The following is a 1,667-nucleotide window of genomic DNA, read 5'->3' on the forward strand; positions in this document are numbered from 1 at the left end:
TAAGAGCGACCGGCAATAGGGCGGTGGAGGCGAGGCGGGTCCTGGCCGAGGATGGCAAGGCGGAGGAGGAGGCCATGCCGGTGTTGCATGGCCGACGACGACAACGCCGCCAGCCGAAGTGCCAGGGCGCGCCGCAGCCCCGCCAGTCCTATTGCCGGTCGCTCTAGATCAAATGGAGTTCGCGGGCGCGGCGGACGGCGTCGCGGCGGCGGGTGGCGTCCAGCTTGCGGTAGATGTTGCGGACGTGCGTCTTGATCGTGTTGACCGAGACCGACAGCTCGCCCGCGATCTCCACGTTGGACAGAATGCTCTGCAGATATCGCAGGATCGTCAGCTCCCGCTCGGTCAGCGGCTCGCCCAACGGCACCACGGGTGCGCCGGCCGTGCCCCGCTCGGGCGGCACGTCGACGGTCCGGACCAGGTCGCTGACCATCGGCCAGTGCGCCGTGCCGGCATCGAGGTGGGCGGCGATCACATCCCGCAGCCCCGGCTCGGCCCGGATGAACGGCCGCCGGTAGCCGTCCGGGGCGGCCAGATCGAGCGCCGACTCCAGCGTCCGACCGGCGCGCCGGTCGTCGCCGCCGCGCGCCGCGAGCAGCGCGTCGAGCAGCGCGGCGTCGAGGCGTACCGGCAGCGGCCAGTCGGCCGCCGACGCGGCCGTCCAGTCCGGCAGCAGGCGCGCGGCGGCGCGCGGATCGCCGGCCCGCAGCTCGACCCGGGCCGCCGCGACCGCCAGCGCAGCGTCCGAACGCGCCAGCGCAGCGTCCAGCCCGGCCTCCGGGGCTGCCGAGCCGGCCAGCCGGGCTGCGGGGCCGGCGTCCGAGCCGGCCAGCGGGGCTGCGGGCGGCGGCCAGGTCGGGCGATGATCGGCTAGGCCGCGAGCGGTCGCCAGGTCGCCTCGGGCGCTGTGCAGATCCACCTCGGCGGCCAGCAGCAACGCACCCAGCTCGCCGGCCCGGCCCGACCACTCCTCGCGGGCCTCCACCAGCAGCCGGTGACCGGCAGTCAGGTCACCCTCGTCGTAGCGCAGGTACGCCCGGCACCAGGCCGCCACCGCACCGGCCGGCCGCTCCCCGGTCGCCGCGGCCGCCAGCGCCAGGTTCGCCTCGGCCTCCGCCGGCTGGTCCCGGTACATCGCCACCAGGCCCAGCGCCAGGTAGGCGTACCCGCAGTCGACCTGCGCCGACCAGCCCTGACAGGGCGGCAACGCCAGGGCACTGCGGGCCGCCTCCTCGGCCGCGCGCAACTCGCCCCGCAGCGCCGCGAGCAGGGCCCACCGGCTGGCGCAGACCAGCTCGGTGCGCGGCCGTCCCGCCTCCCGGGCGGCCGCCAGTGCCGCCGCGAATCCGGTCGCCGCCCCGGTCAGGTCGCCGGAGTCCAGCGCGAGCAGGGCCAGCGCGGCACCGGCCACCGCCCGCACGTCGGCGTCGTCACCGGCGTCGGCCCGAGGCGCCCCGGCGCCGACCACGGCACTCGGCTCACGCAGCCCGCCACCAGCCACGACGTTCGGCTGCCGCACACCGCCACCAGCCACGGCGTTCGGTGCACGCCCACCGCCGCCAGCCACGGCGTTCGGCTCACGCACACCGCCGCCAGCCATGGCGTTCGGCTCACGCACACCGCCGGAGACCACTGCGCCCGGCGAGCGTGCTCCGGCGGTGTGCGTG

The 1,667-nt window shown here is 76.7% G+C and carries 1 protein-coding gene; it reads right to left on the reverse strand.

What is annotated here, in order from left to right; all coding sequences use genetic code 11:
- Positions 1-163 precede the first annotated feature (163 nt).
- Positions 164-1,667, reverse strand: a 1,504-nt coding sequence (locus tag C1I95_RS33770) for a helix-turn-helix domain-containing protein (RefSeq protein ID WP_233514064.1), incomplete at its 5' end; no start/stop codon positions are given.

It is taken from the genome of Micromonospora craterilacus, assembly GCF_003236315.1.
Taxonomy (GTDB): Bacteria; Actinomycetota; Actinomycetes; order Mycobacteriales; family Micromonosporaceae; genus Micromonospora; species Micromonospora craterilacus.